At 68.5% G+C, this 6365-nt stretch carries 5 protein-coding genes and 1 pseudogene; 1 reads left to right on the top strand and 5 read right to left on the bottom strand.

Annotation, left to right across the window (positions count from 1 at the left end; translation table 11 throughout):
- The coding region (locus R3280_RS15515; RefSeq protein ID WP_318999518.1) for a tetratricopeptide repeat protein at positions 1–955 on the top strand (955 nt) is incomplete at its 5' end.
- Between the two features lie 17 nt (positions 956–972).
- Here the strand turns inward: R3280_RS15515 and R3280_RS15510 are convergent.
- The 5 genes and pseudogenes from R3280_RS15510 to R3280_RS15490 form a co-directional block, all read right to left on the bottom strand.
- Complete coding sequence (locus R3280_RS15510) at positions 973–2688, bottom strand: BatD family protein (protein WP_318999517.1); 1716 nt, start codon at positions 2686–2688, stop codon at positions 973–975.
- A complete protein-coding gene (locus tag R3280_RS15505; RefSeq protein WP_318999516.1) occupies positions 2682–4466 on the bottom strand; it encodes a vWA domain-containing protein in 1785 nt (594 codons plus the stop codon). The genes R3280_RS15510 and R3280_RS15505 overlap by 7 nt, the downstream gene beginning before the upstream one ends.
- Positions 4459–5475: a VWA domain-containing protein gene (locus tag R3280_RS15500; RefSeq protein ID WP_318999515.1), complete on the bottom strand. Its 1017-nt coding sequence runs from the start codon at positions 5473–5475 to the stop codon at positions 4459–4461. Before R3280_RS15500 ends, R3280_RS15505 begins: the two co-directional genes overlap by 8 nt.
- Positions 5469–5936 carry a DUF4381 domain-containing protein gene (locus R3280_RS15495; protein ID WP_318999514.1) on the bottom strand — a complete coding sequence of 156 codons (468 nt, stop codon included), beginning with the start codon at positions 5934–5936 and terminating at the stop codon, positions 5469–5471. The genes R3280_RS15500 and R3280_RS15495 overlap by 7 nt, the downstream gene beginning before the upstream one ends.
- A gap of 12 nt (positions 5937–5948) precedes the next feature.
- Positions 5949–6365, bottom strand: a pseudogene (locus tag R3280_RS15490) (DUF58 domain-containing protein); the annotation flags it as partial.

Raw genomic sequence — 6365 nt, 5'->3', positions numbered from 1 at the left:
CAGCCTGGTACTGGTGCCGGTGCTGGCGGTGCTGGTCTATCAGCAGCTTGGTTCCATGGACAAGGTGGAAGAGTGGCTGGCCATGCAGGACCAGCAGGCCACTGAACAGGGCCGCGCCGCGGAGATGGCCGCATTGGCGGAACAGCTTCGGGAGCGCCTGGTGGCTAACCCGGACAACGCCGAGGGCTGGGCCATGCTGGGCCGTACCTACATGTCTCTGGAGCAATACCAGGAGGCGGCCTGGGCGTTTGAACGCCTGGCCCAGCAGGTGCGTGGCCAGACCGGGCGGGAGGCCACAGCCTGGGGGTTGTCGGCTCAGGCCCGCTTCTTCGCCAGCCGTGGCGAGATGACCGAGGAGGTCAGCCGAGCCATCGAGAATGCCAGGGAACTGGACGCGGACGAGGTCAACTCCCTGGGCCTGCTGGGCATCCGGGCCTTCGGCCAGGAGAATTTCGAGCAGGCCATTGCCTATTGGGAGCGGATTGTGGAGGTGGCCCCCAGCCATCCCCAGCTGGCGTCCATACGCCAGGGCATTGCCGCCGCCTACGAGCGCCTGGGTCGTGACATGCCGGTGGAGGAATCCGAACAGGCAGTGTCGGACCGGGGCGTCAGTGTCCGGGTTGAGCTGTCAGAGGCCTTTACCGGCTCGGTGCCGGCCGATACCACCCTGTTTGTCTATGCCCGCCGGCCCGGTGGTTCGGGTGCGCCGCTGGCCATTGCCCGGGCCACGGCGGGGGAGCTGCCCCTGCAATTGCGTCTGGATGACCAGAGCGCCATGGCGCCGGATGCCCGCATTTCCCAGGCTGATGAAGTGGTGGTGACCGCGCGGCTGTCCCCGGCCGGCAGCGCCATGCCCCAGCCAGGGGACTGGCAGGGCCAGACCGAGCAGCCCCTGCCGGTCCAGCCCGGCGGTGGTGACGTCACTACCCTGGTGATCGACAAGCAGCTGCACTGAGTGGTTCCGCCCCTGCCTCAGGAGCGCAGGGCGCGGGGGTAGAGCGGCGGCAGGTCGCCGCTGTCCGCCGGCGCGGACGGGTGCTTACGCAGGTTCTCCATGAGTTTTACCAGCCGGTCACCCTGCCAGCCGCCATCCCGGGCGGCGGCCTGGCCGTAACGACAGGCCTGCAGACGATCCAGCTCCGCCTTGAGCTCTGGCTGCTCGGCCCAGTTCACCACCTCTGACACGGTACGGAAGGTCTGGCCGGGCTTGGCGGCGGTCAGCCAGCGGGGCAGCAGGTCCAGGGTCCGCACATCCCCCGCCCGGGCGCAGCGGCAGAGGTCCTCGAACAGGGCCTTTTCCCGCATCTCTCCGGCGCTGGGCCCGGCCTCGGTTTTGCTCTGGCCGGCGCCACGGCGCAGCCAGACCACCGTCAGCAGCCACCCCAGGGCCAGGGCGCCCGCCAGCCAGGGCCAGAAACCGGCGCCGCCGCTGGCCGTTACCGGCTCATCCGGCTCCGGGCTGGCCTCGGCTTCCGGCTCGGGGGCGGCCGCCGGCGGCGTGGGAGTGGTGGCGCCGTTGACACCCACCACCGTCAGGGTGCGGGCCGGAATCACCGCCTCGCGCTGTTGGTCCGCTTTGGTATCCCACCAGGCCAGAGTGATGGGTGGCAGTGTTACCGGGCCGGGCTCCACGCCGACGATGGCGGCGGTTTGGGTCAGGGTGCCTGTCACCGTCTCGTTGCTGATGTCGGTGCTGGTCTGGGGCGCTTCGGGATAGCTCTTGATCCCATCCGGCGTTGCCAGGGTCAGCGGCGGCAGGGCTTCGGCCTGGAGGCCCTCGGCCTTGAGGGTGATGGTCCGGGTCAGGCTCTCACCCACGGTCAGGCGATCCTGTTGCGGAATGCCGCTGTCGCTCAGAGTCAGGGAGCTGGCCGGCAACCAGGTCTGGCCGGTGAACTGGGCCGGCACCGGTTTGACCGGCACGTCGAAGAGTTGCGCCCGGTCCCGCACGAACTGCAGCTGGCCCTCGCTGTCCCGGGTCTGGCCTTCGAAGCGGATGGGATCGAGCACCAGCTCGCCGGGCTGCTGGGGATAGATGGCGTAGCGCCGTTCCACCACCCGGAAGCGGCGGCCGTCGATGAACCGGTTGTATTCCTTCTGGCTGCCCAGCGACTCGATGATGGCGTCCGGATGCTGGGGTTCCGACAGCTCGCCCCGGATCAGGTTGCCGGCGAAGAACAGCCGTACGGTGAGAATCATCTGCTCCTGCACGTAGACATCGTCCTTGTCGGCGGACAGTTCGATGTAGGCATCCCGGGGGCCGCTGGCGGTGGCCGGTGTGCGGCCCTCCATTACGGTGACGGTGACCGGCTCCGAGGTGGCGTTGTTGAAATTGAGAGCCGGGATGGTCAGTTTACCGGTGCGGAGCGGCTCCAGCTGGTAGGTCCAGGTAATCAGCGCGCGGGTCTCGCCGTTGACGGTGCGGATGCTGTACTTCTGGTTCCGGGCCAGGATCTCGAAATCCTGCTCCAGCTTTTCGATGTCCGGGGCCGGCAGCTCCAGGTTGCCCAGATTGAACAGGATGTCGAAATTGACGGAGAGCTCCATGTCGCCGGTCACCGTCAGGGTCAGGGTCTCGTTCTCGTAGAGGGTGGTGCGATCCGGCTCCACCTTCAGCTCCGCCCCGGCAATTGCTGGCAGGACTGCCAGAAACAGCAGACTCAGTAGCTTGGCAAAACGGCTTACCATGGCGTGTCGCCCTCGTCCGGTTGGGTGTCTCTTTCCTGATACTGCTGCTGGAACTTGCGGCGCAGCAGCCCGCCGGGGTCATCGGGAATCCGCCGCAGCCACTGCTCCTGGCTCTGGCTCAGCTGGCGGCCCTCGGTGTCCGGGGGTGGCTGCTCGCTCTCGTCGGCGTCCTCGGGGGTGCCGTCCAGCTGGCGCGGCTGTTGAGCCTGGGACTGCTGCGGTTGCTGGTTGTCCTCGCTCTCCCGGCCTTGCTGTTGCCGCTGTTGGCTATCGCCGGCGTCCGGCTGCTCCGATGGCTGGCCATCGGAAGGTTGCTGGTCACCCTGGGGTTGCTGCTGACCCTGGTCACCATTCTGGGATTCCTGTTGCTGAGAATCCTGTGACTGGTCGCCATTCTCGCCATTTTGCTGCTCCTGCTGTTGTTCCAGCAGTTCCTTGACCAGATCCCGGTTGTGGCGGGCATCTTCGTGCTCCGGCGCCTGCGCCAGCGCCTGCTCGTAGGCGGCCAGGGCCTGTTCCAGTTGACCGGCCCGGGCCAGGGCATTGCCCTGGTTGTAGCGGGCGTCAGCGCCTTCGGCACGCTCGAAGGCTTTGCTGGCCGCTTCAAACTCACCGGCCCGGTAGAGGGCGCTGCCGCGCCAGGCCGGATCTTCGAAACGCTCGGCGGCCTGCTCCGGATCCCGCTGGATCAGGGCCTGGCCGCGCTGGTCCGGCCGCGCCCAGAGATCGGCCCAGTCCAGGGCCATGGCCGGCCTGGGCGCAAGCGGTAACGCCATTATCACCACCGCCAGCAGGGCGCCACGTCGCCAGCCCAGTAACAGCAGCGGCAGCGCCAGCCACAGCAGCCAGTAGCCGTCGTCCTGCCAGCGGCTGACAGACAGGTCCTGCTCGGTCTGGCGCCAGTCGTCGCTGTCGCGGGCTCGCAGATCGAGGGCCCGGAGGTCGCTGTTATCCACCGTCAGCGGGTGGCTGGCGCCGCCGGTCCTGGCGGTCAGTTGGGCCAGGGCTTCCGGGTCCGCCGACACGATCACGATCTCGCCGTTGTCCCGGATAAAACCCTGCTTGGGCAGCGGGATGGGCCCGCCGGCCTCGGTACCCACCACGATGGCACTGAGGGGGTAGGGGCTGGTCTCCAGCATGGCCCGGATGTCGTAGCGATGGTCCGCGCGGATATCGTCAGTGATCAGCAGTATCCGGCCCTTGCCGCGGCCGCCACGCTCCAGCAGTTCCTTGGCCTTGGCCACCGCCAGGTCGGCGCGATTGCCGGTGGCCGGCATCATGATGGGGTCAAGCACCCCCAGCAGCGCCTCGATGGTTTCGTTGTCGTCGGTCAGTGGCGTCACCACGTGGGCGTCACCAGCGTAGACCACCAGGGCGTTGAGACTGCCGTCACGGGTTTGGAGCAGATCCCGGATCTTGCGCTTGGCCAGGGTCAGGCGATCCGGCGACACGTCCGTGGCCAGCATCGACAGGGACAGGTTGAGGGCAATCACCAGGCTGTCGTTCTGCTGGGTCAGGGGCGTTGGCGCTTCCCGCCAGGCCGGCCCAGCCAGCGCCAGGCTCAGCAGCACCCAGGCCAGCACCAGGGGCAGGGCGGCCAGGCGTGGCGACTGCCGGGTGGAGCCTTCCGAACGCAGCAGCGGCCGCAGCAGGGCCGGCGGGATAACACGGGACCAGCCGCTTTCACGCTGCCGGGCCTGGCGCACCACCGCCGGTAGCAGTGGCAGGACGAGGAGCAGCAGTAACCACAGCGGTCGCAGAAAATGCAGGTCACTCATGGGCGGCCTCCTGTTGGCGGCGGCTGCGGCTGGCGGCCTGGAGGCTGGCCAACTGCAGCGCCAGCCACAGCAGCAGGGCGCTGCCGGCGGCCCAGGCGTAGAGTTCGGTCACCGGCCGGTAGCGCTTGCCCTCCAGCTCGATGGGCTCGAGCTGGTTGATGCTCTCATAGACCAGCTGCAGCTCCGGCAGGCTGCGGGCACGGAAATAGCGGCCGCCGGTCTGATCGGCAATGCGGGTCAGCAGGGCTTCGTCCAGGTCCCGGGATGGATTGACCTGGCGGGAGCCCAGCAGGCCCGGCTGGATCATGGCTTCGGCGCCAATGCCGATGGTGTAGATGCGCACACCGGCGGCAGAGGCGATTTCGGTGGCCTTGTCCGGCGACAGCTCGCCGGCGGTATTGGCGCCGTCGGTCAGCAGGATCACCACGCGCTGGTCCTGGGGCCGGTCCCGCAGGCGCTTGACCGCCAGACCAATGGCATCGCCGATGGCGGTGGCCCGACCCGCCATGCCGATACCGGCTTCATCCAGAAGCGTGCGGATGGTGCGGTGGTCGAACGACAGCGGCGCCTGGATGTACGGCTGGCTGCCGAACAGCAGCAGCCCCAGGCGGTCGCCCTGGCGCTGCCGGATGAAATCGTCCAGTACCAGTTTGACCGCCTGCAGGCGGTCGATGCGGCGCTGGCGGAGGATCATGTCCTGCTCCTCCATGCTGGGGGAAATGTCCACGGTCAGCAGCAGATCCCGCCCGGTCACCGGCAGATCCACCGGCTCACCCACGTGCTGGGGCCGGGCCAGGGCCAGCACCAGCAGGACCCAGGCCAGCAGCAACAGGGCGGTGCGCCAGCGCGGGCTGCTCTGGCCGGAACGGCTGACGCCTGGCAGACCCTGGAGCCAGTGGCCCACCGGCAGCACCGGCGCTGCCACCGGCTGCTGGCGCTTGCGCCGGAAATTGATCATGAGGGGCAGCAGCACCAGCACCAGCACCCAGGGGTAGGCGAGGCTCAGCATTTCTGCCCCCTCAGCCATTGCCGGCAGGCGCGCTCTGCATCCTCGAAGGTCAGCTCGGCCCGGGGCCGCCAGCTGCTTTCCACCAGTGCCCGGAACACCGGCTCCAGCTCCTGCCCCCGCGCCGGGGTGGTGTCCCTGAGGAAGGCCACCCAGGCGTCCCCGGAAAGGCTTTCCGGATGTCGTTCAGGGTAGCGCCGTCGGGCGGCCCGTTTCAGCAGCCGGTTCAGTTCCACCAGGCGCTGGTGGTCCCCCTGTTGACTACGGGCCAGCCGGTCGATCTCCTGGCGGGCCTGCTTCAGCCAGCGGTTGGCGCGATGGCGGCGGTAAAGCCACAGCCCCAGCGCGATGACGCCGGCCAGTGCCAGGACGGCCAGCAGCCACCAGCCCGGGGCCGGTGGCCAGAAGCCGCCGGGTTCCGGCAGGTGGATGTCGCGCAGGTTGCTGAGGGGGTCGTTCTGCATCAGTGCACCGGGTTAGCCGATTCGACCACGGGGACCGAGGATCAGCCGCAGGGCCTGGGCCGGGTCCTCCGCCGTGGAGACGGTTTGGTGGTCGACCGCGGCGGTGCGGAAGCACTTCGCCAGGGCCTGTTCGTGGGCCAGCACGCGGTCGTGGAAAGCTTTTTGGAAACGGCTGTCGCCACCGTTGAACCAGACCGGACCGTCCGGCCCCGCCACGGCAAAACGGCCCTGATGGGGCAGATCCAGCTCCAGCGGATCGACAATGCGCAGGGCGCTGACGGAATTGTGGCGGGCCAGGGCGCCCAGCAGGCTGGCGGTGTCCTCGGTGAGGGTCAGGAAATCGCTCAGCACGAAAATGCGGCTGCCGGTATGGGCGACCCGGCGCGCCTCCCGCAGGGCCACATCCAGGGGGCTGTTGGCGGATTCGGT

The organism is Marinobacter sp. (assembly GCF_033722195.1).
Taxonomy (GTDB): domain Bacteria; phylum Pseudomonadota; class Gammaproteobacteria; order Pseudomonadales; family Oleiphilaceae; genus Marinobacter.
The sequence above is the reverse complement of the archived record's forward strand: the minus strand, read 5'-3'. Positions and strand labels throughout refer to the sequence as shown.

Bases quoted from the DNA above. Each gene is read 5' to 3' on its own strand.
- R3280_RS15510 (WP_318999517.1), bottom strand. From the start codon at position 2,688: ATGGTAAGCCGTTTTGCCAAGCTACTGAGTCTGCTGTTTCTGGCAGTC.
- R3280_RS15505 (WP_318999516.1), bottom strand. From the start codon at position 4,466: ATGAGTGACCTGCATTTTCTGCGACCGCTGTGGTTACTGCTGCTCCTC.
- R3280_RS15500 (WP_318999515.1), bottom strand. From the start codon at position 5,475: ATGCTGAGCCTCGCCTACCCCTGGGTGCTGGTGCTGGTGCTGCTGCCC.
- R3280_RS15495 (WP_318999514.1), bottom strand. From the start codon at position 5,936: ATGCAGAACGACCCCCTCAGCAACCTGCGCGACATCCACCTGCCGGAA.